Annotated in this window: 26 protein-coding genes and 1 pseudogene; 12 read left to right on the top strand and 15 right to left on the bottom strand. The window is 49.2% G+C overall.

Annotation, left to right across the window (positions count from 1 at the left end; all coding sequences use genetic code 11):
* The first annotated feature begins 101 nt into the window (after positions 1-101).
* Positions 102-704, top strand: a complete 603-nt coding sequence (wrbA, locus tag MKY22_RS14635; protein WP_023469582.1) for an NAD(P)H:quinone oxidoreductase — start codon at positions 102-104, stop codon at positions 702-704.
* A 61-nt stretch (positions 705-765) separates the two neighbouring features.
* Here the strand turns inward: wrbA and MKY22_RS14630 are convergent, their stop codons facing one another.
* Positions 766-3,198: an ATP-binding protein gene (locus tag MKY22_RS14630; protein WP_341089573.1), complete on the bottom strand. Its 2,433-nt coding sequence runs from the start codon at positions 3,196-3,198 to the stop codon at positions 766-768.
* 214 nt (positions 3,199-3,412) lie between these two features.
* The gene (locus tag MKY22_RS14625; protein ID WP_214724215.1) at positions 3,413-4,435 is read right to left on the bottom strand and encodes a zinc-binding alcohol dehydrogenase family protein; all 1,023 of its coding nucleotides are present in this window, start codon (positions 4,433-4,435) and stop codon (positions 3,413-3,415) included.
* 179 nt (positions 4,436-4,614) lie between these two features.
* Between MKY22_RS14625 and MKY22_RS14620 the strand changes: the two genes are divergently transcribed.
* Complete coding sequence (locus MKY22_RS14620; RefSeq protein ID WP_023469579.1) at positions 4,615-5,055, top strand: hypothetical protein; 441 nt, start codon at positions 4,615-4,617, stop codon at positions 5,053-5,055.
* 71 nt (positions 5,056-5,126) lie between these two features.
* On the opposite strand, the gene MKY22_RS14615 is transcribed toward MKY22_RS14620, so the two are convergent.
* The 4 genes from MKY22_RS14615 to MKY22_RS14600 form a co-directional block, all read right to left on the bottom strand.
* Positions 5,127-5,639: a PCYCGC motif-containing (lipo)protein gene (locus MKY22_RS14615; protein ID WP_341089570.1), complete on the bottom strand. Its 513-nt coding sequence runs from the start codon at positions 5,637-5,639 to the stop codon at positions 5,127-5,129.
* A 76-nt stretch (positions 5,640-5,715) separates the two neighbouring features.
* Complete coding sequence (locus MKY22_RS14610; protein WP_341089567.1) at positions 5,716-6,633, bottom strand: metal ABC transporter substrate-binding protein; 918 nt, start codon at positions 6,631-6,633, stop codon at positions 5,716-5,718.
* Positions 6,630-7,475: a metal ABC transporter permease gene (locus MKY22_RS14605; RefSeq protein WP_341089563.1), complete on the bottom strand. Its 846-nt coding sequence runs from the start codon at positions 7,473-7,475 to the stop codon at positions 6,630-6,632. The genes MKY22_RS14610 and MKY22_RS14605 overlap by 4 nt, the downstream gene beginning before the upstream one ends.
* The gene (locus MKY22_RS14600) at positions 7,472-8,209 is read right to left on the bottom strand and encodes a metal ABC transporter ATP-binding protein (protein ID WP_341089561.1); all 738 of its coding nucleotides are present in this window, start codon (positions 8,207-8,209) and stop codon (positions 7,472-7,474) included. The genes MKY22_RS14605 and MKY22_RS14600 overlap by 4 nt, the downstream gene beginning before the upstream one ends.
* Positions 8,210-8,436: 227 nt before the next feature.
* Here MKY22_RS14600 and mgtE point away from each other — a divergent pair, with 227 nt between their 5' ends.
* Positions 8,437-9,789: a magnesium transporter gene (mgtE, locus tag MKY22_RS14595; protein WP_341089559.1), complete on the top strand. Its 1,353-nt coding sequence runs from the start codon at positions 8,437-8,439 to the stop codon at positions 9,787-9,789.
* Between the two features lie 54 nt (positions 9,790-9,843).
* Here mgtE and MKY22_RS14590 read toward each other — a convergent pair whose 3' ends face one another.
* The 4 genes from MKY22_RS14590 to MKY22_RS14575 all read right to left on the bottom strand — a co-directional run bounded on the left by MKY22_RS14590 (position 9,844) and on the right by MKY22_RS14575 (position 13,343).
* On the bottom strand, positions 9,844-10,494 hold the full coding sequence (locus tag MKY22_RS14590; protein ID WP_341089556.1) for a hypothetical protein: 651 nt from the start codon (positions 10,492-10,494) through the stop codon (positions 9,844-9,846).
* Between the two features lie 13 nt (positions 10,495-10,507).
* Complete coding sequence (locus MKY22_RS14585; protein WP_341089554.1) at positions 10,508-10,837, bottom strand: potassium channel family protein; 330 nt, start codon at positions 10,835-10,837, stop codon at positions 10,508-10,510.
* A gap of 12 nt (positions 10,838-10,849) precedes the next feature.
* On the bottom strand, positions 10,850-12,415 hold the full coding sequence (locus MKY22_RS14580; RefSeq protein ID WP_341089551.1) for a sensor domain-containing diguanylate cyclase: 1,566 nt from the start codon (positions 12,413-12,415) through the stop codon (positions 10,850-10,852).
* Between the two features lie 94 nt (positions 12,416-12,509).
* Positions 12,510-13,343 carry an SDR family oxidoreductase gene (locus MKY22_RS14575; protein WP_341089549.1) on the bottom strand — a complete coding sequence of 278 codons (834 nt, stop codon included), beginning with the start codon at positions 13,341-13,343 and terminating at the stop codon, positions 12,510-12,512.
* Between the two features lie 125 nt (positions 13,344-13,468).
* On the opposite strand from MKY22_RS14575, the gene MKY22_RS14570 reads away from it, so the two are divergent.
* The 4 genes from MKY22_RS14570 (at position 13,469) to MKY22_RS14555 (ending at position 16,180) form a co-directional block, all read left to right on the top strand.
* On the top strand, positions 13,469-14,224 hold the full coding sequence (locus tag MKY22_RS14570; RefSeq protein ID WP_029342797.1) for a DeoR/GlpR family DNA-binding transcription regulator: 756 nt from the start codon (positions 13,469-13,471) through the stop codon (positions 14,222-14,224).
* Positions 14,221-15,270 carry a Gfo/Idh/MocA family oxidoreductase gene (locus MKY22_RS14565; RefSeq protein ID WP_341089547.1) on the top strand — a complete coding sequence of 350 codons (1,050 nt, stop codon included), beginning with the start codon at positions 14,221-14,223 and terminating at the stop codon, positions 15,268-15,270. The genes MKY22_RS14570 and MKY22_RS14565 overlap by 4 nt, the downstream gene beginning before the upstream one ends.
* Entirely contained in the window at positions 15,258-15,728 is a 471-nt protein-coding gene (locus tag MKY22_RS14560; RefSeq protein ID WP_029342795.1) for a heme-degrading domain-containing protein, read from the top strand. The genes MKY22_RS14565 and MKY22_RS14560 overlap by 13 nt, the downstream gene beginning before the upstream one ends.
* 275 nt (positions 15,729-16,003) lie before the next feature.
* Positions 16,004-16,180 (top strand): DUF6440 family protein, encoded by a 177-nt coding sequence (locus tag MKY22_RS14555; protein WP_169738099.1) that lies wholly within the window; start codon positions 16,004-16,006, stop codon positions 16,178-16,180.
* Between the two features lie 334 nt (positions 16,181-16,514).
* Here the strand turns inward: MKY22_RS14555 and MKY22_RS14550 are convergent.
* The 4 genes and pseudogenes from MKY22_RS14550 to MKY22_RS14535 all read right to left on the bottom strand — a co-directional run bounded on the left by MKY22_RS14550 (position 16,515) and on the right by MKY22_RS14535 (position 18,309).
* Positions 16,515-16,996 (bottom strand): annotated as a pseudogene (locus tag MKY22_RS14550) (DMT family transporter).
* A 12-nt stretch (positions 16,997-17,008) separates the two neighbouring features.
* Entirely contained in the window at positions 17,009-17,437 is a 429-nt protein-coding gene (locus MKY22_RS14545; RefSeq protein ID WP_023469565.1) for a DMT family transporter, read from the bottom strand.
* A gap of 65 nt (positions 17,438-17,502) precedes the next feature.
* The gene (locus tag MKY22_RS14540) at positions 17,503-17,820 is read right to left on the bottom strand and encodes an ArsR/SmtB family transcription factor (RefSeq protein WP_294740202.1); all 318 of its coding nucleotides are present in this window, start codon (positions 17,818-17,820) and stop codon (positions 17,503-17,505) included.
* 45 nt (positions 17,821-17,865) lie between these two features.
* Positions 17,866-18,309, bottom strand: coding sequence for a GNAT family N-acetyltransferase (locus MKY22_RS14535; protein ID WP_023469563.1), 444 nt, complete (start codon positions 18,307-18,309; stop codon positions 17,866-17,868).
* Positions 18,310-18,467: 158 nt separating this feature from the next.
* Here MKY22_RS14535 and rpoE point away from each other — a divergent pair, with 158 nt between their 5' ends.
* Together rpoE and MKY22_RS14525 are read left to right on the top strand one after the other, a co-directional pair.
* Complete coding sequence (rpoE, locus tag MKY22_RS14530) at positions 18,468-19,004, top strand: DNA-directed RNA polymerase subunit delta (RefSeq protein WP_341089539.1); 537 nt, start codon at positions 18,468-18,470, stop codon at positions 19,002-19,004.
* Between the two features lie 270 nt (positions 19,005-19,274).
* A complete protein-coding gene (locus tag MKY22_RS14525; RefSeq protein WP_341089537.1) occupies positions 19,275-20,870 on the top strand; it encodes a CTP synthase in 1,596 nt (531 codons plus the stop codon).
* A 102-nt stretch (positions 20,871-20,972) separates the two neighbouring features.
* Here the strand turns inward: MKY22_RS14525 and MKY22_RS14520 are convergent, their stop codons facing one another.
* Complete coding sequence (locus MKY22_RS14520; RefSeq protein ID WP_341089535.1) at positions 20,973-21,482, bottom strand: DUF2529 family protein; 510 nt, start codon at positions 21,480-21,482, stop codon at positions 20,973-20,975.
* A 94-nt stretch (positions 21,483-21,576) separates the two neighbouring features.
* Between MKY22_RS14520 and MKY22_RS14515 the strand changes: the two genes are divergently transcribed.
* From MKY22_RS14515 to fsa, 3 genes are all read left to right on the top strand, one after another.
* Complete coding sequence (locus tag MKY22_RS14515) at positions 21,577-21,951, top strand: response regulator (RefSeq protein WP_214728409.1); 375 nt, start codon at positions 21,577-21,579, stop codon at positions 21,949-21,951.
* Between the two features lie 132 nt (positions 21,952-22,083).
* Entirely contained in the window at positions 22,084-22,938 is an 855-nt protein-coding gene (gene fba, locus MKY22_RS14510; RefSeq protein WP_341089532.1) for a class II fructose-1,6-bisphosphate aldolase, read from the top strand.
* Positions 22,939-23,092: 154 nt separating this feature from the next.
* Positions 23,093-23,740, top strand: a complete 648-nt coding sequence (fsa, locus tag MKY22_RS14505) for a fructose-6-phosphate aldolase (RefSeq protein WP_023469552.1) — start codon at positions 23,093-23,095, stop codon at positions 23,738-23,740.
* The last annotated feature ends 27 nt before the right edge of the window (positions 23,741-23,767 follow it).

The following is a 23,767-nucleotide window of genomic DNA, read 5'->3' as shown; positions in this document are numbered from 1 at the left end:
CTCTTGAATTCAAACAATTGACGTTAATTTGCGCAGAAAGCGGGAATAGAAAGCGTGTACGTCCATCGTCCGTCACTGTCTTTTAAAAAAGGAGCGAAGTCATGTCAAACGTGAAACTAGCGGTCATCTATTACAGCGCAACCGGAACGAACCATCAACTTGCCTCATGGGCAAAAGAAGCGGGAGAAGCAGCAGGGGCAGAAGTCCGCCTTGCAAAAATCAAGGAGACAGCCCCAGCAGAAGCGATTGCTTCGAACCCATTGTGGCAAAAGCATGCGGATGCCACACGTGATATCGAAGAAGCGACACCGGATCTACTCGACTGGGCAGATGCGATTATCTTTAGCGTCCCGACACGTTACGGTCATGTCCCAGGACAATTCCAACAGTTCCTCGACACGACAGGCGGACTGTGGGCACAAGGCAAACTCGTTAATAAAGTCGTCAGTGCGATGTCGTCGGCACAGAATCCGCATGGCGGTCAGGAAGCGACTGTTCTCGCAGTTTATACGACGATGTTCCACTGGGGTGCAATCGTTGCTGCGCCAGGTTATTCAGATCCTGTCTTGTTCGCAGCGGGCGGAAATCCATACGGTACATCGGTGACTGTCGACCAAGACGGCAACATGGTTGAATCCGTCGAACCAGCCGTGCGACATCAAGCGAAACGGACGGTTGAAGTGGCAAGCCGTCTCAACTCATAACATTACCTAATTTAAAAAGCGCCGGAATGCGGATTCGCATTCTGGCGCTTTTTCATATGCATCATGTATTTTGCGTCAACGGAAGTTCGACTGTGAACGTCGAGCCTTGTCCTTTGATCGACTCGACATGGATTTCTCCCTCATGTCCACGCGCAATTTCGCGACAGATTGAGAGCCCAAGACCAGTACCGCCGATTTGACGGGTGTCCGAATTGTCGACACGATAGAATTTTTGGAACAGGTTACTCATCGCGGAAGCCGGAATCCCGATGCCCTCATCTTGAATCGCGACGGTGACACGTGATTCGTGTCGCGTCAGTTGGATATCGATCGTTCCACCAGCCGGTGAGTATTTGATCGCATTGTTGATCAGGTTACTGAACAATTGGCGAATCTTCTTCGCATCCCCCTCGACGATCAGCGGTTCGACGTTTCGGAATATTTCAATCGCGTGGGAAGAAGACGACAGGCTATGCAACTGTTTCAAATCACGAATCATCGCGACGATATCGAACGGTGCCATCTCGTATTCCTGACGGTTTGCTTCCATCCGTTGCAGGTCGAGGAAGTCATTGATCAACAGTGAAAGACGCTCCGTTTCCGAATGGACCGCTTCGAGATACTTCTTCTGTCGCTTCGGTGGCAGGTCACGCTGAATCATCAGCTCAGTAAAGCCATAGATCGACGAGAGTGGTGTCCGCAGTTCGTGCGAGATTGTCGAGACGAGTTCGTTTTTGATTCGATCGATCTCGACTTCGTTCGTCACGTCACGTAAGACGAGCAGAATCCCGCGGAACTGTCCACCATAATGAATGCTCTCGGAATACGTCTTGATGAAGCGTCGCTCGTGATCGATCGAGAAGGTGATCCCTTCACCGATTTCACGCTGAACGAACGTCTTTTTCAAGTAACGTTCGAATTCCGGTAGTTGGTCGACGCGATGCTTGAGTTGAACGACAGAAGGAGTGATGTTCATCAGTCCGTTCTCATCGAGACTTTCATCAACCGGGTGATCGAACAGGTCAAGCAACGGTCGGTTGATCAATTGAATATCGCCTTCGGGTTCGATATAGACGATCGATTCACGAATCGAGTTCAATAGTCGCGCCGTTTTTTCCCGCTCGCGTTCAATCTCATCGAACGTCCGCATCCGCAAGAGTGACAATGCCAGCTGGCGCGCGAAAGCGGCTAGTTCTTCCAGCTCGTAACGATCAAACCGATCTTGATCGCGGGACAAGAAGATATAGGCGATGATCTCATTTTGACTCGGATCAAGAACCGGTGTGACGGCGCGTGCGACTTCGTCCTCGAACTGTGTATGCGGTCGTTTATCTTGTCGCGACTCACGCAATAACGGCTCAATCGTTGGCATCCAATCCTCGACTGTGAGCGGTGTCTGTGGATAAAAGACGATATCGATGACTTTTGTTCCTTCTTTAAAGATCAGTGCGCCTTGATCAGACTGCGTGATCTCAACCATCTTTTGGATGACAGAAGGATAAGCACTGATGCTATCGCGCGATGCCAGTGTTTCGGTCAATTGATTTCGCAGGCGCAAGTGGGACTCGTTCCGTTGCGTTAATTTCAATGCATCTTCGAGATTGTTGTTCGTCGACATCAATTGGTGTTTATTTTCAATCAAGGCTGTCGCCATCTGATGGAACGATTTACTCAATTCACCAATCTCGTCAGCACGGTTGAGTGGAATAAGTGGTAACGTATGCTCACCGCTCGCAAGAAGCTTACTTTCTTTACTCAAGAGATGGATTTGTCGTGTCGTCCGTTCGATGAACGGGCGGACAATCAGCAAGATAACAAGGAACAATACGAGCAGATTGACGAGCCAAATCCACTCAGCGTACTTTGTCTGGGTGACAAGTTGTTCTTTTGCACCGAGTTCTTTCGCGCGAAGACTACTCCGATAGTTTGTGAATGTGCTCTCCATCGTGTTGACACTTTTACGCATCGTCTCACTATTCGAGGCATTCATCTTGAATTTCCGATTCGGATCCCGTGGTACTTGTGGCATCATCGCCTTCAGACTTGGCATCTGCAAGAAACGTTCTTCAATCTTTCCTTCTTGTTTTGCTTGGACATATTTAATCAGGCTCGGCATGACGAAATTGGTATAAGAATTATAGAGCGAACGAATATCAGACGCATAGATTTGATCCGCCTTGTAGAGACGATTTTTCTCAAACCAAGCCGTCTGTTGTTCGAGTGAGGCTTTTTTTTCATCAATCACGTCGAGCACGGCATCGTCACCGAAGACGATATAGCCCCGCATCTCGTATTGAAGGGACTGCCAATCGTCCCAGAGTTTTGTCGCTCGATCTTCGCGCAAGCTGATCGCATCGAGCTCTTGTTTCGCATCCGTGACTTGGTGGTTCGTATAAAAATAAGCAGCCAGGGAAGAGATCGATAGTGTAATAAGAATGAGATAAAACGACGACATGATCTGTCGGCTGATCTTTTGATTGAACCATTTTCGCATATGGATTATGGATGCTCCTTTGTATATGTGAGTCAAGCGTCGATTAGATGTATTACGTTGGAATATTTGTTACCGTAATCGTACATTTTTTAGACGAATAAATATAGTCATAATATCTAAAATATCTTCAAAGTAAGAGATTCACGTTCACAAGAAAACAAAGAACGACAAAAAAGCAGGACGGGATTTTACTCCCAACCTGCTCCGATGCCCATTAATGATGTTCGACGACAATCTTCCCAATCGTTTTTCCGCTCTCGACGAGACGGTGTGCTTCTTTCAGATTGTCAGCGTTCATGCCGATTAACGTCTGTGTCACCGTCGTCTCAAGTGTATGCTCTTCGATCCATGCTGCGACTTGCGTCAGAATCTCATGTTGGCGGATCATGTCCTCTGTCTCGAACAGCGGACGCGTGAACATGAACTCCCAAACGAACGTTGCGCTCTTTTGTTGGAGCGCACTTAAATCGAGTTTTTGATCCGTCTCGACGATGCTACAGATTTTCCCTTGTGGTGCAATTACATCGACCATCGTCTCAAAATGTTGGTCCGTCGCATTGAGACAGAAGATATAGTCGACGTATTTGTAGCCGAGGGCTTCCAGCTGAGGACGGAATGCCTCGTGGTGATTGATCGTATGATGTGCGCCGTGTTCCTTCGCCCACTCAATCGTCTCGTCGCGTGACGCCGTTCCGATGACCGTTAGTCCAGCATGATTTGCGAGTTGCGTCGCGATTGAACCGACACCACCAGCGGCTCCGATGATGAGAATCGTCTTCTCGAGATTCGACTTAGCATCAAACGTCAATCCGAGACGATCGGTCAATGCTTCGTAAGCTGTCAGCGTCGTCAACGGGAGAGCAGCGGCTTCGCTAAAGGTCAACCGTTCCGGCTTTTTGGCGACGATCCGTTCATCGACGAGTTGGAAGTCACTGTTTGACCCGGGGCGCTGAATCGCACCGGCGTAATAGACTTCATCACCGACTTGGAAGAGGGAGGCATCATCGCCGACTTCAACGACGACTCCGGCTGCATCGTAACCGATGACCTTAGGCGCGTCTTCATCTTTCCCGTGAGCACGGACTTTCGTATCGACCGGGTTGACGGAGACGGCTTTAATCTCAACTAAGAGATCGTGTCCCGTTGCTTCCGGGCGTGGTAGTTCCAGGTCAATCAGACTTTCGTGTTCCGTCAGTGGTAAGTGTCGGTGAAAACCGACGGCGGACATATTTGACATCGACAATCATCCTTTCCAGATAGGAATCGTTTCTCTCCATCTGTTCCACGCCTATTCAGTCTTAAAACCAGTTGAGAAACTTTGAAAACGGATTCCCCTTCTGTCGTCAACGAAAGAATCCTGGATAGATATGGTAGCATATGAGAGTAGCTATCAATTTCGAGAAGGAGCGATTTTGTATGTATGACGTCATCTCTCTACCGGCAGGACCGACTCAAGTCACGATTGAACGTTACCTCGTCCATGCCCACCCGCACCCCCGTCCGTATCGACCCGCGCGTTTGATTGCCTTACGTCAAAGTGGTGGCGTCATGCATCGACTGTATCGCACGGAGCGGGAAATCGTGCTCTCTCCGCACGAGGCACTCGCCCCACAAGTCCAGCGGCTCTCGTTCTCGCAACAGGAGCGTGTCCTTGCGTATATCGAAGAACGTCGCGCGAGCTTCGGTTTTGATGAAGGGGAGGAATACAAATTTTACTTACTCGAAGTGGCATACGAGCTCCGTCATCTGCCACGAACGGATCGACCGATTCGGGCGCATACGTACTATCAACTGGATGAGCTGTTGTCGGGTCGACCGCTTGTCTTGCGAGCTAGAAGTCAAGAGCGCTCCACATGAGACAGAAAAACGGAACATTAAAAAGCAGTCCGCCTTTCCTTACGTTCATCGCGAGGAGGGCGGACTGTTTATTAAAGTGCTGGCGTTGGCGTCGGTGTGACACCGGTCTTTTTATAAGCTTGATCGATGGCAGTCCGGATTTCCTTGACGGAGCTACCTTTTTGATAAGCGACAATCGACTGTGCTGCGATATCGAGACACGTGCCGCACGTGATGCCGTGCGTCGTCCAGGTCGTGGAACTAGCAGTCTGCTCTTCGATGAAGCAGTCATAGTTGCTTGTATGACCAGCAGATTCACCGCAACCGCAATAACAAGGCATCTTCTTCAAGAGATCAGGATGTTTAGCGACGGAGCGGTAAATCGTTTGGATCGACTCATCCTGTTCGTTCAGAAAAGCGGGTAACGTGTCTGGTCCCGCGGTCTTCTCGAGTTGATCACCAACACCGTGGCTGGTATGGTCAGCATGATCTCCGTGATTCGTCTGTTCTGTCTTCGGAGCACCCGTTTGATCAGCTGTTCCGCATGCAGCGAGCAACAGGCTGATACTGAGGGGAAAGGCGTAACGATATAGTCGTGTTTGCATAATGTGCCTCTCTTTCATCGTCTTGCCTTCATTATAAGGAAAGACGTATCGAGAAGGCGTGACGATTTGTTGACGCTTACTTGGCGAGTGCTTCCGTGATCGTCTCGATGTTTGCTTGCATCATGCTGTAGTAAGTGTCGCCATCCTTACCCGGTGCACCGAGTGAGTCAGTGAAGAGAGTACCACCGATCGGAACACCAGTCTCCCTTGAGACGGTTTCCATGCTCCGCCGATCGACGCTCGTTTCGACGAACAGGACAGGGATATCTTGCTCCTTGATCGTATCGACGATCCGACGGACTTGAGCCGGAGTCCCTTGGTTATCCGAGTTGATTTCCCAGATGTAGTCGGCTTTGACGTCATAGGCAGTTCCGAAGTATTTGAAGGCCCCTTCGCTCGTGACGAGATGACGTTCTGCTTTCGGAATAGCGGCAAACTGCTTTTTCGCTTCCTGATCAAGCGTCTGCAATTTTTTGATATAGGCATCGGCATTTTTTTCGTAGTCGGCTTTGTGTTTCGGATCTTCCTTGATTAATGCCTGCTTGACGTTTTCGACGTAGCGGATGCCATTGCTTATATCGAGCCACGCATGTGGATCAGTCTCCGATTCTTTGCCCTTCGTCGTCAGGTATTTCGGTTCGACGCCTTTGCTTAAACGATAGACTGGTGCGTCAGACACGTCTTTACCAGTCGTTGCCCGCAGTTTATCGAACCACGCACCGCCGGCTTCTAGATTCAACCCGTTGTAGAAGACGACGTCAGCATCTGCCATCGCTTGTACGTCTGCTGGGAGTGGATCATACTCGTGCGGGTTTGCACCGATCTTGACCATGCTGTGGACATCAACATGTTCACCACCGACCTCACGTGCGAGGTCAGCGAGAATCGAATACGTCGCGACGACCTTCAGCTTTCCATTATCTTCTGCTGGTGTCGAACAAGCAGCAAGTAACACCGTGCTGAGGAGGACGAACAGAAAAAGTTTTAATTTCATACAATAGACTCCTTTCGTTTCCGGTGACGCATCAGACCGTGACGTGGTGAGAAGACGAAGACGAGTGCGAACAACGTCGTCGCGACGAGGACGATCGACGCACCGGAAGATAGATTGTAGGTGAAACTGAAATACAGTCCGACGATGGCGGACAACGTTCCGAATCCAGCTGCTAGGAACAGCATCCGTGAGAGGCGGTTCGTCAGTAAATACGCGGTCGCTGCTGGTGTGATCAGCATCGCGACGACGAGGATGATGCCGACGGTCTGGAGTGAAGCGACGGTGACGAGTGTCAGTAACGTCATCAATCCATAGTGAATCCAGCGCGTCGACAGCCCATAGGCTTGCGCCATCGTCGGATCAAACGAGCTGATCAGTAACTCTTTATAGAACAAGAAGATTCCGCCAAGGACGATTAATCCGATGATGACGGTCATCCACATGTCGCTCGGACGGACCGCGAGGACGTTGCCGAACAGAATGTGATAGAGATCGCTACTGCTGCGTAAGAACGAAATCAGGATGATCCCGAGGGCGAAGGCGGATGTGAACATGATTCCGATTGCCGTATCGTTCTTGATGCGACTGTTCTGGCTAACGAAGCCGATTCCGAGTGCCGTCACGAGACCTGTCACGATAGCACCGATCAGGAAGTTGATCCCGAGGAGATAGGAAATCGCAACACCAGGTAAAACGGCGTGTGAGATTGCATCCCCCATCAACGACATCCCGCGAAGGATAATGAAACAGCCGATCACACCACAGATGATGCCGACCATGACGGCAGTGATCATCGCTTTTTGTAAGAACTCATACTGAAGTAATGCCTCGATGAACGTCATCCTTGTCCCTCCTTGCGTCGTTCGAATAGGGGTAAGCCATACGCTGGTTCGAGCCATTCCGGCGTCAAGATATCAGACGGGGGACCGACAGCGATCAGTTGTTTGTTCAACAGCATCAATGTGTCGAAGTAGTCCTCTGCTTTATGCAGATCATGATGGACGACGATGATTGTCCGCCCTTCGGCTCGGAGTGTCCGTAAGAGTTCGATGATCATCTGCTCACTGGCGACATCGATGCCGACGAACGGTTCGTCCAGCAATAGTAGCTCTGCTTCTTGGGCAAGGGCACGCGCCAGGAAGACCCGTTGTTGCTGTCCACCTGACAGCTCACCGATTTGGCGTTCGGCATGATCGGACATACCGACGCGCTCGAGACATTCCATGGCGAACACTTTTTGTGCTTTCGATGGTCGTTTGAATAAGCCGAGCTTCGGATAACAGCCCATCAACACGACGTCCTGCACACGAACCGGGAAGTCCCAATCAATTGCACTTCGTTGCGGGACGTAAGCGACGCGTGACCGGACGTCTTCGAGTGATTGGTCGAGCACACGTAACTGCTCGATACGAGCCGGGATCAGACCGAGGACAGCTTTTAAGAAGGTGGATTTACCAGCGCCGTTCGGTCCAATGATGCCAATCAACGAAGCGACCGGGAGGCGAACGGACACTCCGTCGAGTGCATGGGTATCAAAATAAGAGACGGTGAGACGATCAACGTCAAGGGCGTACATGAATAATCACTCCTTTGGTTTTGTGGTATATAGAAGGAAAGTTTCCTTAGGGCAAAAAACAGGGTAAAAAAATTAACTCCAGTCACTGGAAAAAGATTCGGTCTACAAATAATGTTTCCTTAAGGCAAACTTTAAAGCCATAGGAAACAGATGTCAACTGTTTTTCGATATCGATCGTGAATCAACTCGTGCTAAGATAAAAAGGCAGAATGCAGGGGGTGAGGAGATTGCGTCAGACAGCAGAACAAGAATGGAAGTGGCTATTGCTCGATGCGCTCGCGAAGGAAAAACGGGAGCAAGCACAGCAAGTCATCGAAGAGGTCTATCCGTATGATATCGCGCAAGTGTATGAAGAGTTGGGCGAAGACGATCAGGCACGACTCCTCGACTATCTGGATCACGAGCGATTGGCGGATGTACTCGAGGAGCTCGAAGGGGAGCAACGTCTCGCCGTCTTACGTCGTTTAGACGTCGAGCGTGCCGGGCACGTCCTCGATTTAATGGAGAACGATGATGTCGCGGATTTACTCGAGGAACTTGGACCGGAAGAGACCGACCGTTTGCTTGGCAGCATGCGGACAGACGAGGCACTGATCGTCCGCAATCTCTTGACGTATCCACCGGAAACGGCAGGGCGCTTGATGACGAACCGGTTCATTTGGGTCGGAGAGGATTTCACGGTCGGTGAGACGGTCGAGAAGATGCGCGACTACATCGAATACTCGGAGACGATCAACTATGTCTACGTCGTCAATCAACTCAGTGAACTCGTTGGTGTCATCTCATACCGGGATGTCATCTTAGCTGAAAACACGGAACGGATCAGTGACGTCATGGAGACGAAGGTGATCCGGGTCGCGGCGGAGACCGATCAGGAAGAGGTCGCGCAACTGTTCGAACGCTATGATCTCGTCTCGTTACCAGTTGTCGAGGGCGACATTCTCGTCGGACTGATCACGGTCGATGATGCGCTTGATGTCTTACGGGAAGAAGCGAACGAAGACATCGAGAAACTCTCAGCGTCCGGTAAATCAATCGATTTTGAGACGAAACCGTGGATTGCTGCGACTCGCCGTTTGCCATGGCTGGTCTTGCTACTCTTCATCGGGCTTGTCTCTGGATCGATCATCAGTCAGTTTGAAGAGACGCTTTCGAAAGTCGTCGCACTCGCCTTCTTCATGCCGATGATTGCTGGTATGACAGGAAATACAGGTACTCAATCGCTCGCAGTCGTCGTCCGGGGATTAATCACACGTGAAGTCGATAAGCGGGTTGCGACCCGGTTGATCCTGCGGGAGCTCTGGGTCGGTTTGATCATTGGTGTCATTTGTGGCATCTTGATCGCGATCATCGCCTACGTCTGGCAAGGAAGTGCCGTCTTAGGTCTTGTCGTCGGCAGCTCGCTCGTCATTACGTTGATTTTCGGAACACTAGCTGGAACGATCATTCCGCTGATCTTACATCGTCTAAAGATCGACCCGGCAATCGCATCCGGGCCATTGATCACGACATTGAACGATATCTTGTCGCTCCTTGTCTACTTCGGGATCGCAACGGCTTTCATTAGCCGTTTGATGTAAAAAAAACCGAACCGATTCATCTTCGTCAAGAGGAAGGGAATCGGTTCGGTTTTTTCATGTGTGCTCATTCGCCGTGCGAATCCAGATCGCGAGTGGACCAACGTCGTCAAAGCCGGCTTCAAGCGCCGTGATTAGGTGATCGCCATACTCGTAACCGACGAGCGATTGACCGGGGAAATGTGCTGAACTTAAACGTGCGATATCATCCCATAAGCGCTTGTCGAGGTAATCGGAATTGACGTATGTCAGTCCAGTCGTCACTTGATTCGAGTAGGCGATGCAACTTGCTTGTTGCGCCTCCGAATAGAAGAAGCGGACAGCGGGATGTTGCCATAATGTTGTGGGCAACTCCGGTGTTGCCTGGATAGACTGGAAGCGAGCGAACTGATCGAGATCCGTCACGACGGACCAATCGACGGGAAGGGCATGGCGATCGAGTATGGCAGGGCGGGTCATCCATTCCGCTGTGAAAAGATGACTGAGACCAGCACTCGAGAAATCATAGCTTGCCGTGCAGTCCTTGATGCTGTAGACATCCGTGACACCAATTCGCTGATGGGGAAGTCGGACCATCAGCTCCGGATAATAGCTTGGTACGTTTCCTTGAGCGTGCCAGGTCGAATCAGTTTCCGTCACCCGGCAACCGGCTGACTCACAGACGAGGCGACACCAATCGAAATTATTTTGGATGGTAGCTTGGCGCATGAATCATTCCCCCTTATTCATCCTCCGGTTGTTTAATTAGAACATACGATAACGTGGCAATTAGTGTTAAGAACAACCCGCAGCCAATCGTGATGTATGCCATCGTAAAGACCTTACCGAGCGTCGTTGTCGGAACGAACGTTGGATGCCCGACCGTACTGAGTGTCGTGATACAAAAGTAAAGTGCATCCACCATCGACAGGTTTTCTTTCGTGCTATAGAAGATCGTCCCGGAGACGAGCGTCAACAGGCAGAGAATCAATAGACCACGAAAGTAAGATAAGTGAAAAGCGCGGCGCAATCCCTTGAATAAACGTGAAAAAATCGTCAGTACAGAAATCATGGAATCTCTCCTTTAGGATCGTTGCGTCGAGTCCATCGTATCATGAATGAAATAATCGTTCTTTCCAGCATGTTTGACACGGTACATCGCTTGGTCAGCATGCTGAATCAGCGTGTCGAGATCGACGCCATGATTTGGTGAGTAGCTGAGTCCGATGCTCGTTCGGATTTCAATGGTTTCTTCAGCGAACCGGTAAGGGTTGTCTTGCAAGTACGTCAACAGATCCGCGGCATAGGCATGTAGCGTAGCAACGGTCGGTTGACGATAGAGTAAGAAAAACTCATCTCCACCGACACGGGCAGCAAAACCATATTGTTCCGCATGTTTTTCAAGAAGGCGAGCGATATGAATCAAAAAGGCGTCACCGATCTGATGCCCGTACGTATCGTTAATTGCTTTGAAACCGTCGAGATCGACGACGGTGATCGCCACGTGATCATGCTCGAGCAACTCTTGCGCCGTTCGTTCGTAAAAGCTCCGGCGATTGGCGATTTTCGTCAACGGATCATGATAGGCGAAGAAACGAATCGTCTGTTCTGCTTCCTTGAAGGACTGAATATCGCGGATCAACAGCATCCCGTGCAGTTCCTGTTCGATGAAGACGAAATCAGCGTCCATGACGACGTAGCGTTCTTGCTGTTGTGCTGTTAAAATCTTCGTCTCGAATTCGTTGAACTTACGTTGCGATAAAAAATGCGTCATGTAGTGTAACGTCCAATCCGCTTGTTTTTTCTCCGGTAAGTAAGTCGAAAACGTGCACGCCGTCAGCTCATCTGTTTCGAATAGCTGATGAGCAGCAGGATTAGCACTCTCGATTCGTCCTTCCCGGTCGAGTAAGAGGATGGCAGATGGATTCAAGTTATAAAGCGTCGCGAAGCGCTTCTGGTAGGACGCGAGATAATCAAACCGACGCATCGCGATCGCGAGCGCTCCTGCCCAGAATAGACCGCCATACATATAAGCATACGGTGGCATGATGCCGTAGAACGACCAGTAGCCGAAGACGATATCCCACGCGAGAACGAGAACGGCGACACTCAGCAAGACGTTGATGATGCCGCGACGGGCATCGTTCAACTGTGTCCGAGCGTACACGAGCAGACCGATGACGAGAAGATGGAAGACGTTTCCGACCGTCATCGTCACTAGATATTGCGTATTGAATTCAGGATAGATGAACTGCCCGACTTGTGTGAACTGTTGACTGTTGATGACGTTCGTCTGGAATACGTATGTCGTCAGCACGATACCCAACGGTAAATAAAAGATCCATGGATAAAGGAATCGTGGCATCCGTTTCCACAAGTTTGAGATCCGGAAAATGAAGTGAAGCGACGTACTAAAGACGATCAAACCAGCATTCCCGAACCAGTAGGTCACGAATGCTGGACTCAACTCGATTGGGGAGGCATTTCGGAAAAATTCTCCGAGGAACAACATTCCGTATGCGAACGTGAACAAGCTGAGTAGTCGGTGTTGCGGACGTGATGGGTTGCGTAACAAAATATCGACCGACATATAAAACATGATGAAGGTCGGAATCAGATAGACGATCGCAAAAAGAAATAAAGGTGGCATAGCGTTCCGCCCTTCTGCTTAAGATTTAGGTAGATAGTCTCAGTATAGTAGGCGTACCTTCGCTAGACGGAACGAAATTTTAAAAGAAGGGGAATCAATCGAGATTTAATGTCAGACGGCGTATTTTAGCGACTCCCTCGAGTCCTGATGGATCATGACGGGTTTTATGGGCGACGAAGTGTTCATCAGCTTCTGTCGTCCGAATTCGTAATGGACGATCATCGCCGTGGACGACCTCAAAGATTACTTCAGCTAGGGTTTCCGCCGATTGACGATTGGCGTGACGTGTTCGGTACGTTTGCAAATAAGCGGTGATAATCGGTTTGAAGTCATCTTCGTGTAAGCCACCTGTCTGTTCGAGTTGATCGAGAACATTCGCTGTAAAGTTCGTTTCGACAGCCGCTGGTTCAATCAAGGTGACGTCGATATTGAAGTACGGTTTATAGTAAGTGGCAAGACTTTCAAACAGCCCTTCAATCGCAAACTTACTGGCACAATACAGTTCGTTCATCGGTTGACCGACGAGTCCACTGACGCTTGATGTCGCGAGTAAGTGACTACCACCCGGTGCTTGTTTGAGTAAAGGGAGGCAGGCTTCAATCGTCCGGATGACACCGAAGACATTCGTTTCGAAGAGTTGCTTGATTTCATAACTCGTCGCTTGTCCCAGTGCACGCAATAAACCATGACCGGCATTACAGAACACGACGTCAAGATGATTGACTTCCTGTTCAATCTGCCGGACTGCTGCTTTAACGCTTGTTTCATCGGTCACATCGAGCGGTAAGAAGGTGAGTGTCGGTAACGATACAGTCATCTCTTCCGGACTCCTGACACCCGCGTAGACGAACCAGCCGGCTTCTGCAAACCGACGCGCCGTCGCAAGACCGATACCGGAAGAGGCGCCCGTGATCAACATCGTTTGCATACAGATTCCTCCGTTCTAAAAAGTAGTTGTCTCTATTATTTACCCGAATTCAGTAGAACTATTTGCGTTAAAATTGCGTATTTTAATGAAAAAACTTAAAATAAAGAAAAAGGAGGCATGGATCGATGGGGCAAATGGAACGATTGCAACAGATGCGGGAATGGATTAAGACGAGTCCGGAAATTTCGCTCGATCAGCTGATGCAGGAATATCAGATTTCACGAGATACTGCACGGCGTGATGTCATTCTGCTCGAACAAGAAGGGGAAATCATCCGTGTCAAAAACGGATTGGTCCGTGCTGGTGGAACGCTCGCCTACGAACAGCGGACAGAAAAACCGGAAAAACGACGGATTGGACAACGCGCGGCACGTCACGTCCAAACAAACGATCGATTGTTGCTTGACGCTGCAACGACGGTATCTGAGATGGCGCGCGCACTTCCGCCGTATCCGCTACAAGTCATCACGAACTCACTCGATATCGCAGACTATGTCGGAGCTCGAACGGATATTGAACTGTACGTTACAGGTGGTCGTTTTGATCGACACGCACGGAGTCTGAGCGGGATCAAGACGGCGGACGACATCTTGAATTATCAAGTCGACAGTGTCTTTCTCGGAGCGTGTGGATTAACGGAAGAAGGACTTTTTGCGGAACAACTCGAAGAAGCGGTCGTAAAGAAGGCGATGATTCGAAGTGCGACCCGTGTCATCGTCCTCGCAGATCATACGAAATTCAATAAACGCTTTTTGCATAAGGTCTGTGACTGGGAACACATCGATGTCCTCGTCACGGATCAAGCACCAGACGCCTCGTGGCAAGAACGACTAGATCATTATCATGTCGATCTCGACGTGACAGAGGAGGAAACAACATGAACCCGATTCAAACGACGCTCGTCGGATTCGGCTTTTCAGCGGTGACGTTCCACGTCCCGTTCTTACAAGCGTTATCGGCATTTGAAGTGACACAAGTCGTCTCAAGTCGACCGAACCAAGTAGCGCAACATTTCAGTGAAGCGAAGGTCATCGCAACACTTGCTGAGGCGTTGCAGGACGACAACACGGAACTCGTCATCATCACGACACCAACGGCACTGCATTTCGAAATGGCGAAACAAGCGATTGAAGCAAAGAAACACGTCTTACTCGAAAAGCCAGCAGTCGTGACGATTGCAGAAGCGTTCGCGCTACAAGATTTAGCGAAGCAGCATGGCGTTCAAGTCGCAGTCTATCAAAATCGTCGCTTTGACGGTGACTTCCTGACGCTCGAACAGCTGATGGAGATGAACGAGATTGGTGACTGGCAAGTCATCGAGTCGCGCTTCGATCGCTATCGTCCGGTCGTTCGCGAACGTTGGCGGGAACAAGCGGGTGATGGCGCTGGCATCCTGTTTGATCTCGGCTCACACTTACTCGATCAAGCACTTGCCTTGTTCGGAGAACCGGATGCGTTGGTAGGAGATGTCTATCTACAACGCGACGGAGCGATCGTCGATGACGGATTCCACGTCACGTTGCACTACGGAACGCGTCGTGTCATTCTCCGTTCGACGTCCTTCATTCAAGGACCAACACCACGCTTCGAGTTCCATGCAACGCGTGGCAGTTACATCAAATACGGAATGGATCCGCAGGAAGGACGGCTTACGAAAGGATATCCTGTTGATCCACAACTCGGAGAAGATGAAGTGGATTCCTATGGCTACCTCCAGATCGCGGATCAGCCCGTCGAACGTCTCGCGACACTTCCGGGCAGTTATGCCACGTTTTACGAACAATTGGCGGAAGGACTTCGCGGAGGACAAGTGCCTGTCAATTTACGCGATGCTGAAAAAACGATGCGCTTGATTGAAGCGGTACGCGTCAGTAGTGATGAAGGACGACGCCTCGTGCGAAAGGAATGGGACGAATGGAAGAATTGAAGGTATTGCTGGCTGAAGAGGAAGAACTCGTCTTGACGTCACTGACGAATACGGAAGCGATTGGAATGGGGCATGAATTGATCGGTCGGGCGATGAAAGAGAATCTTTCGATTGCCGTTGAGATCAAACGAAACGGACAACGCTTATATTACGCGGCGCTCGATGGTACGGCACCGGATCAGGAAGAATGGATTCGCCGGAAATCGAACGTCGTCTTACGGCATGGCTACAGTTCGCTCTACATGCGTCGTTATAATGAAAGTAAGCATCGCTCGTATCATACGATGTATGCTGTTTCTCCAGCCGATTATGCGGATGCCGGTGGGTCGTTCCCGATTCGGATTGAAGGAGTCGGTGTCGTTGGTACGATCACCGTTTCCGGTCTATCTCAGGAAGCGGATCATCATCTCGCGACGGAAGCGTTGCGCTTACTTAAGAGGCAACAGCTGGGGCAGTGAAGTACTGGACTTGATAAGACGTCCTCACGATTTCCTACCCGCTTTCCTCAGGCGAGACACAAGCCAGTGCCGGCTGTCATAGACAGCCGACTCGGATCTTGTTTGTCTCTGACAGCACGATGAATCGTGCTTTTTCCTGTAGGAGTCGTGTGGGAATGTGAGGACTGTTCTAAGTAGATAGGCAACACCTTGGTAAAAAAGCGTTAAACCTATCCTCACACAGTAAGTTATGATTTTACGTGGAAATCGGAAAGAACGAGAGGTCATACAAAATAATGAGTAAACGATTCATACTTAAATCAAAACAACACCTAAGTGGTGGTATTATCAAAATTGTCGTAGACACTGAAACAGGTGTAAATTATTTAATGACAAGTGGACTTGGTTTGAACGGAATGACACCGCTATTAGACAAAGAAGGTAAAGTCGTTATCGATAAGCCGATCAATTGAAGAAAAAGTGCATTTATTTGTCCCGAATCGTATTCCTGTTACAAGTACTCGCTCAAAGGGTCTTAGCTATTTCGCTTTTCACGTTCATCAACTGATTTAAAAAATCCGAAACACTGAAGTAGCATCACTTCGGCATTTCGGATTTTTTTTTGTTCTATTTTGATGGACCATGAGAAACAGTCGGACTCACGTTGTTCACGCGACTCCTACAGGAAAAAGCGCAAGATATTGCGCTGTCAGAGACAAACAAGACCCGGGTCGGCTGTCTGTGACAGCCGAGACTGGCTTGTGTCTCGCCTGAGGAAAGCGCGTGAACGAATCGTGAGGACAATCGTCACGATGCCATCGAATCAGAAGAAGCCTTTACGTCTTTACGTGTGTTCCCACGATAGACGAAGTAAAGCGCAGCCAGCATCGCAACTAGACCAAGCAGACGTTTTCCGTCGAGCGGAACGACGACGCCACCGAACGCACCGATGTGATCAATGACCATACCTGCTGCGAGTTGACCGATGACGGTCGCGATACTAGCTGCCGTGACACCCCGATTTGCGGAACAGCAAGAATCGTCAGGAAGAGATAACTGACGCCGAACAAGACGGCGCTCAGTTGCCAACGTGGTGCTTCAAGCAAGAGCAAGACGTTCCCTTGACCAAAGAACAAGATGGCGAGTGCGAGAATCAGCATTCCGGTGAAGAACGTCAGGAACGTACTTTCCAGAGCCCCTGCCTTTTGACTGAAGGCACCGTTGATCGAGGACTGGGCGCTCAGCATCGCGCCGCCGAGTAATGTAAAACCGAGTAATAGAATATTCACGAGCGAACCTCCTTAAAAGATAAGAAATAGAGCGACGAGCATCAAAGCAGAAGCCGTCAGCTTGTCACGATTGATCGGACGTTTCGGACTACCGAGCCAGCCGTAATGTTCGATGACCATGCTGGCAATCATCTGTCCGATGATGACACTGATCATGGCGAGACCGACACCGACGAGCGGGATACTGATGATTAGGATCGTCAAGTAGATACTACCGAGTAGACCACCGAGCAAGGTCCATTTCGGTGCGCGGAATGTATAGCCGAGTGAACCTTTTCCGAAGAAGAGGACGATCAGCCCGATGATGATCGTACCGGCGAAGAAATTATAAAAGCTACTTTCGAGTTTTCCGACGAAGTTCCCGAGCTCACCATAGATGGCTCCTTCGACACTTAAAGCGATACCCGCAAGTAACGCGAGTACGTAATACACGATTTTCAACAGAATTCATCCTTTCACGAATCTAAATATCGGGAAATGTCGATATGTAAGGCGAGGAGAACGGATCAAAGTTCTCCTTTGAGGTACGTTGCGAGCTCTTGGATTTTTTCTTCATTTCGCCGGTAATACGTCCATTTGCCGTGACGTTCGGATTCGAGCAATCCGACTTTTTGCAACATCGCAAGATATTGGGAGACGGTCGATTGAGATAAGTTCGCCTTCTCTTGGATATCTCCGACGCAAATGCCTCCCTTGTCCGACAGATTCGTCGCGAGATGGGCCGTCGGCTTATTGAAATGAGTCTCGGGATCCTTGAGCCAGCGTAAGATATCAAGACGTACCTCGTTCGATAATGCCTTGAATAGATCCACTTGATTTGTCATACGCTTAAACTAATCGATGATTCTCGATATGTCAATCTAAGACACTTAAGGTTGGACGAATGCATGCTTTAAAAGTCGATGTGTCACTTTGGTTGCCGTATACGGCTCAAAACCGAATCGTTCATAAAATGTACTGGCATCGTCCGTATAGAGCCAGAGCTCGGAATACGTCAACAGCGCTTCTGGGATGATTTTCTCAAGCAGTTGCGTACCGACACCGTGATGTCGCATTTCCGGTAAGACGTAGACATGACGAATCCGACCGACGTCGATCGCGTCGGTTTGTTTCATATAACCCCCGCACGCAATGACGTGACCGGAGAGCGACAAAACGACGAACATTGCTTCTCCGTCTTCTCGATACGTTTCATTTCGGCGTTCACGTAGCATCCGTTCGATGAAGGGATAGCCTTCCTGTGTACTCTTTGATAAGATTGGTAACCAGTTGAAGTCATCAAAATCGTTGACCCGTTCGATTGTCATCTCCATCTGTCATTCCTCCTTCTTCTCCCTTGGATATTCCTTTTTCGGGAGTAGGAAAAACACGAATCGAGAATCAATTCGAGCTTTTTTTAAATAGAGACTGGATTTTTAAAAGCTGTTTTGCGTATAATGAGAAGTAATGGATTGAACGCAAATGAAAGGAAGTGGCCGTCACAATGAGCCTCAGCCGTTTAAGTAAAGAAGAGATTACTGATCTTTCGCTGATCGAATTCGTCAACGAAATGTTGCAAGAAGCTGGCGAACAGCCAATCACGTTCGATGACATCACGTCAGAAATCGAAAAGTACCATACGTTTACAGATGAAGAAGACAAGTTCGAGAAACTTGCTCAACTCTATACAGACATGAACATCGATGGAAACTTCGTCAACGTCGGAGCGAACCGTTGGTCACTCCGCGCTTGGTATCCGTTCGATAAGTCGGATGAGGATCTCGTCATCGAAGCGCGTCAACGTGGAGAACTCGATGAGTTTGAAGAAGAGTTCAACTATGATGCAGAAGAAGATGAGTTCGAGACGATCGAAGACGATCTCGATACATTCGCGAAGACAGCGGACTATGATTCAGCTGACGATAGCGAAGACGACGATACGTTCAAAAAAGTCGCAGTCATCGATGATCTCGATGACGATCTCGACGAAGAAGATTTAGAAGACTTCAAAGAAGAAGAGGAAGTCTAAGTACGATCAACCACAACTGTACAGCTGCTATTTCCCTATAGAAATGGCAGTTTTTTCGTTGACGGCTGACGAACGAGTACGAAAATTTTTCTTTGAAAAATTAGGCTTGACGAAGTTTTCCGAATGACGTAAGTTAGTCATGGGCTTCTTTAAGCAACGTGCTTATTTCAGCAAAAGTGTCTCCTATTCCAATGGGGGCACTTTTGCTTTTTTGTTTTTACCACCTCTGTATTGTTGAGATGTGAATTAGAGAAGGGAGCAATATTTAACATGACAAAGTATATTTTCGTAACAGGTGGCGTCGTATCGTCACTCGGTAAAGGGATCACCGCTGCATCGCTCGCTCGTCTCTTGAAAAACCGTGGTCTTAACGTCACGATCCAAAAATTCGACCCGTACATCAATATCGACCCGGGTACGATGAGCCCGTACCAACACGGGGAAGTATTCGTCACGGATGACGGCGCGGAGACAGACCTTGACCTTGGTCACTACGAGCGCTTCATCGATATCAACTTGAGCCAGAACGCAAACGTCACGTCTGGTCGTATCTACTCGACGATCCTCAAGAAGGAACGCCGCGGGGATTACAACGGTGGAACGGTCCAAGTCATTCCACACATCACGAACGAAATCAAAGATCGCGTCTTCCGTGCGGGCAAAGAAACGGGCGCTGACGTCGTCATCACAGAGATTGGTGGAACAGTAGGGGATATCGAATCGCTTCCGTTCATCGAAGCCATTCGTCAGGTGAAAAACGATATCGGGAAAGAAAACGTCATGTATGTCCACTGTACGCTCGTTCCGTATCTTGCAGCGGCAGGTGAGCTCAAGACGAAACCGACACAACACAGTGTTAAAGAACTCCGTAGCTACGGTATTCAACCAGACATCATCGTCTTACGTGCGGAGCACTCAGTCCCACAAGAGATGAAAGATAAAATCGCTCTCTTCTGTGACACACGTCCGGAAGCAGTCATCGAAGCACAAGATGCATCGACACTCTACGAAGTACCACTCAACTTGCAACGTCAAGGCATGGACCAACTCGTCTGTGACTACTTCAAGTTCGATACACCAGCTGCTGATATGACGGCTTGGAAACAACTCGTCCATACTGTGACGCACCTCGAGAAGACGACGAAGATCGCACTCGTCGGGAAATACGTCGAATTGCGTGATGCGTACATCTCGGTCGCAGAAGCACTGAAACACGCTGGATTTGCCTTCAACAGTGACATCGAAATCGACTGGATCAACGCAGAAGACGTAACACGTGAAAACGTCAACGAATTGCTTGGTTCAGCAGACGGCATCCTCGTTCCTGGTGGATTCGGCGAACGCGGCATCGAAGGGAAAATCGAAGCGACACGTTTTGCACGTGAAAACAACGTACCGTTCTTCGGTATCTGTCTCGGTATGCAACTCGCGACAGTTGAATTCGCACGTAACGTACTCAATCTTGAAGGCGCACACTCAGCGGAAATCGACCCAGCGACACCATACCCAATCATTGACTTGTTGCCAGAACAAAAAGACATCGAGGATCTCGGTGGTACACTCCGTCTCGGACTTTACCCATGTAAACTCGAAGATGGAACGAAAGCACGTGCCGCGTATTCAAGCGAGCTCGTCTACGAACGTCACCGTCACCGTTATGAGTTCGGTAACGAATTCCGTGAGCAGTTCGAAGCGAACGGCATGGTCTTCTCAGGTACGAGCCCAGACGGTCGTCTCGTTGAGATCATCGAGATTCCAGAACACAAATGGTTCGTCGCGTGTCAATTCCACCCAGAATTGATCTCACGTCCAGAACGCCCACAAGCGCTCTTCCATGACTTCATCCAAGCTTCACTTGGTGAATGAAAAGAAAGATAATCAAAGACGCGGTAACCTTCAGCATTATTGAAGGTTACCGCGTCTTTTTGATTGATTAGATTAAGAACTACATATTATAGAAGAAAAGTGTTAATCCCACTCTTCCGTCATCTCTTGTAGTTGTGTCAAGATATGTGTCAAGAGGAACGCGCAAAGGGCAAGACTCGGCAGTCCGTGACGTGAACCGTCCTCTGCCGGAAGTAGTCCTTTATTAAACTTCAATGCGAGCGGTGCAATCGAACGCTCGAGCGTTTCTGTCACGTCACTGAGTGTGACGATCGCATAAGGCGTATGCCATGCGTCATAGCGGGCAAGAGAAGCGAGAAGGTCGGAGCGTTCCGTATCTGGCGTGAAGATCAAGACACGATCGACAGCATGCAAGGTCTTTCGATCCTTGATTTTCGTAACCCGTTTTATCTGGTCCGGTCCTTCTGAGAGCATCGGATAGAGTCCTTCACATTCGCCGTAGGCATCGACGTAGACCGTGCCTTCTCCGACGAGCGCTTGTGCGAGCAGACGGACGACATCGAATAGTTCGTCTTCCTGTTTTGCGAGCGTTTGCAATTTTCCGTTGAATTGTGTAGCTAAGATTTTCATCATTTTTCTTCATCCTTTCTGTATTTCTCTCAAGGACAGTATAAAGCAAGTTTTGCTTTAGTGTAGAATGGAAATAACTAGAGGGGGAGTGGCAGAGATGAAAGGCAGATTGTTGATCGTCGAGGATGAGCCGGGAATCCGGAACTTACTTGCACAATTGTTCCGGGCAGAAGGGTATGAAACGGACGTCGCCGTCGATGGAGAGGAAGCGATCGTCTATTTACAAGAAACGGCATATGATTTGCTGTTGATGGATGTCAACATGCCGGGGCGGACCGGGATCGAGGTTTTACGTCATCAGGACCGGATCGGACGACGTGTCCGGACGATTTTAATGACGGCACTCGATGAAAAAGAAGCGATGGAAGAAGCGAAACGATTAGGGGTCGTCGCCTTCTTCGGGAAGCCATTTGACATCTTCGAATTAAAAAAAGAAGTGACTGTGCAAATTTCTCACGATGTAAGCGGTTAATCCTTCACGTCGCCGTCACAAACCAAAAAACCAAGCGAAATGCTGTACGTTCCGATGAATCAGTATGTTATAATCAGTCTGAAATTGCACGAGTTCGTGTAAGCAGCGATCAAAACAGAGGAGGATGTCATTATGCCATTAGTATCTATGACAGACATGTTAAACAAAGCTCTCGAAGGTAAGTATGCAGTAGGTCAATTCAACATCAACAACCTCGAGTGGACACAAGCGATTCTCGGTGCGGCTCAAGAAGAGCAGTCACCAGTTATCCTTGGAGTATCTGAAGGTGCAGCACGCCACATGGGCGGATTCTACACTGTCGTGAAAATGGTTGAAGGTCTCGTACACGACATGAAAATAACAGTTCCAGTCGCAATCCACCTCGACCACGGTTCGAGCGTTGAAAAATGTAAAGAAGCGATCGACGCTGGATTTACATCTGTCATGATCGATGATTCGCACAGCCCGATTGACACAAACATCGAAACAACTAAAGCAGTCGTTGAATACGCTCACGCTAAAGGCGTTTCAGTTGAAGCGGAAGTTGGTACAGTTGGTGGACAAGAAGACGACGTCATCGGTGATGTCATGTACGCGAAACTTGACGAGTGTGTACGCATCGTTAAAGAAACTGGAATCGACACGCTTGCTCCTGCACTCGGTTCTGTTCACGGACCATACAAAGGTGAACCAAACCTCGGATTCAAAGAGATGGAAGAAATCCGTGACGCTACAAACCTCCCACTCGTTCTTCACGGTGGAACTGGAATTCCGACACACGATATCGAAAAAGCGATCTCACTCGGAACTTCAAAAATCAACGTTAACACAGAGAACCAAATCGCATTCGCGAAAGTCGTTCGTGAAGTGTTGGCTGAGAAACCAGAAGCATATGACCCACGCGTATTCATCGCACCAGGTCGTGAAGCAATCAAACAAACTGTCATCGGTAAGATGCGTGAGTTCGGTTCAAGCAACAAAGCTTAATCGACTCCTCTTTAAAGTGCGGTAGACTTCGGTCTACCGTGCTTTTTTCATATCATATGAACGTGTATTCGATGGAAAACAGTAGGACTTCTCGTGAAAAAAACCTATAATAGAGTCGTAAGCGATTTCAGGGGATGAAAGGGGAACGAGAAAGATGAGATTTTTCATTGACACAGCAAACGTAGAGGACATCAAGAAAGCACATAAAATGGGGATTTTAGATGGTGTCACGACGAATCCATCGCTCGTCGCTAAGGAAGGCGTCGATTTCCATACAAGACTTCGTGAAATCTGTGAAATCGTCGGAGATGTCTCTGTCAGCGCTGAAGTCATCGCGCTTGATGCAGAAGGAATGATTCGCGAAGGGAAGGAACTTGCCCAGATCGCACCGAACATTACGGTTAAGGTTCCGATGACTCCGGCCGGACTCGAAGCGGTCGCAGCACTTTCAAAAGAGAAGATCACGACGAACGTCACATTGATCTTCAATCCGAACCAAGCATTACTCGCAGCCCGTGCTGGTGCGACATACGTATCACCATTCCTCGGTCGTCTAGATGACATCGGTCAAGATGGAATGGGCCTCGTCGAGACGATTGCTCAAATTTTCGTCGTACATGATATTCCGACACAAATCATTGCGGCATCGGTCCGGAACCCGGTTCACGTGACGAACGCTGCTCTTGCGGGCGCAGACATCGCGACGATTCCATTCTCGGTCATCGAGTCACTCACACACCACCCACTCACGACGCAAGGAATTGAAAAGTTCCTCGCGGACTGGGAAAAAACGCAGCAATAATCGTAGCGAAGAGAAAGGTTGATGGAA

The organism is Exiguobacterium sp. FSL W8-0210 (assembly GCF_038006045.1).
GTDB lineage: Bacteria > Bacillota > Bacilli > Exiguobacteriales > Exiguobacteriaceae > Exiguobacterium_A.
Note: the sequence above shows the minus strand (reverse complement) of the source record. Positions and strands in the feature narration are given on the sequence as shown.

Coding starts and splice junctions, on each gene's coding strand:
- wrbA (WP_023469582.1), top strand. CDS start 102: ATGTCAAACGTGAAACTAGCGGTCATCTATTACAGCGCAACCGGAACG.
- MKY22_RS14630 (WP_341089573.1), bottom strand. CDS start 3,198: ATGCGAAAATGGTTCAATCAAAAGATCAGCCGACAGATCATGTCGTCG.
- MKY22_RS14625 (WP_214724215.1), bottom strand. CDS start 4,435: ATGTCAAATATGTCCGCCGTCGGTTTTCACCGACACTTACCACTGACG.
- MKY22_RS14620 (WP_023469579.1), top strand. CDS start 4,615: ATGTATGACGTCATCTCTCTACCGGCAGGACCGACTCAAGTCACGATT.
- MKY22_RS14615 (WP_341089570.1), bottom strand. CDS start 5,639: ATGCAAACACGACTATATCGTTACGCCTTTCCCCTCAGTATCAGCCTG.
- MKY22_RS14610 (WP_341089567.1), bottom strand. CDS start 6,633: ATGAAATTAAAACTTTTTCTGTTCGTCCTCCTCAGCACGGTGTTACTT.
- MKY22_RS14605 (WP_341089563.1), bottom strand. CDS start 7,475: ATGACGTTCATCGAGGCATTACTTCAGTATGAGTTCTTACAAAAAGCG.
- MKY22_RS14600 (WP_341089561.1), bottom strand. CDS start 8,209: ATGTACGCCCTTGACGTTGATCGTCTCACCGTCTCTTATTTTGATACC.
- MKY22_RS14590 (WP_341089556.1), bottom strand. CDS start 10,494: ATGCGCCAAGCTACCATCCAAAATAATTTCGATTGGTGTCGCCTCGTC.
- MKY22_RS14585 (WP_341089554.1), bottom strand. CDS start 10,837: ATGATTTCTGTACTGACGATTTTTTCACGTTTATTCAAGGGATTGCGC.
- MKY22_RS14580 (WP_341089551.1), bottom strand. CDS start 12,415: ATGCCACCTTTATTTCTTTTTGCGATCGTCTATCTGATTCCGACCTTC.
- MKY22_RS14575 (WP_341089549.1), bottom strand. CDS start 13,343: ATGCAAACGATGTTGATCACGGGCGCCTCTTCCGGTATCGGTCTTGCG.
- MKY22_RS14570 (WP_029342797.1), top strand. CDS start 13,469: ATGGGGCAAATGGAACGATTGCAACAGATGCGGGAATGGATTAAGACG.
- MKY22_RS14565 (WP_341089547.1), top strand. CDS start 14,221: ATGAACCCGATTCAAACGACGCTCGTCGGATTCGGCTTTTCAGCGGTG.
- MKY22_RS14560 (WP_029342795.1), top strand. CDS start 15,258: ATGGAAGAATTGAAGGTATTGCTGGCTGAAGAGGAAGAACTCGTCTTG.
- MKY22_RS14555 (WP_169738099.1), top strand. CDS start 16,004: ATGAGTAAACGATTCATACTTAAATCAAAACAACACCTAAGTGGTGGT.
- MKY22_RS14540 (WP_294740202.1), bottom strand. CDS start 17,820: ATGACAAATCAAGTGGATCTATTCAAGGCATTATCGAACGAGGTACGT.
- MKY22_RS14535 (WP_023469563.1), bottom strand. CDS start 18,309: ATGGAGATGACAATCGAACGGGTCAACGATTTTGATGACTTCAACTGG.
- MKY22_RS14525 (WP_341089537.1), top strand. CDS start 19,275: ATGACAAAGTATATTTTCGTAACAGGTGGCGTCGTATCGTCACTCGGT.
- MKY22_RS14520 (WP_341089535.1), bottom strand. CDS start 21,482: ATGATGAAAATCTTAGCTACACAATTCAACGGAAAATTGCAAACGCTC.
- MKY22_RS14515 (WP_214728409.1), top strand. CDS start 21,577: ATGAAAGGCAGATTGTTGATCGTCGAGGATGAGCCGGGAATCCGGAAC.
- fba (WP_341089532.1), top strand. CDS start 22,084: ATGCCATTAGTATCTATGACAGACATGTTAAACAAAGCTCTCGAAGGT.
- fsa (WP_023469552.1), top strand. CDS start 23,093: ATGAGATTTTTCATTGACACAGCAAACGTAGAGGACATCAAGAAAGCA.